Source organism: Methylobacterium sp. D48H (assembly GCF_053345715.1).
This window is the reverse complement of record NZ_JBKFAP010000240.1, coordinates 1-255: the sequence shown is the minus strand read 5'-3', so window position 1 is coordinate 255 and position 255 is coordinate 1. Positions and strand designations below refer to the sequence as shown.

The following is a 255-nucleotide window of genomic DNA, read 5'->3' as shown; positions in this document are numbered from 1 at the left end:
TTCGCCCGCAGGATGCGCAGCACCCGCTTGGCATTGACGCTCGCCTCGCCGCGCGAGTGCAGTGCCCGGTTCACCAGTGCGGTGACGCGGCGATAGCCGTAGCTCGGGCGGGCATCGACGATCGCGCGGATCGTCGGCAGCAGCTGCGCATCCTCGGGCTTGCGGTAGGGACCGCGCGGCTGGGCGGGGCGGCTCAGGCGCTCGGCCAAGTGGGAGCGGGCCACGCCGAGCGTGTCGGCAACCGCCTTCACCGCG

1 protein-coding gene is annotated in these 255 nt (G+C 73.3%); it reads right to left on the bottom strand.

Going from position 1 to position 255, the window contains the following annotated elements; translation table 11 throughout:
• Nucleotides 1-255, bottom strand: a 255-nt coding sequence (locus tag ACLBX8_RS32305) for an IS3 family transposase (RefSeq protein ID WP_447716486.1), incomplete at both ends; no start/stop codon positions are given.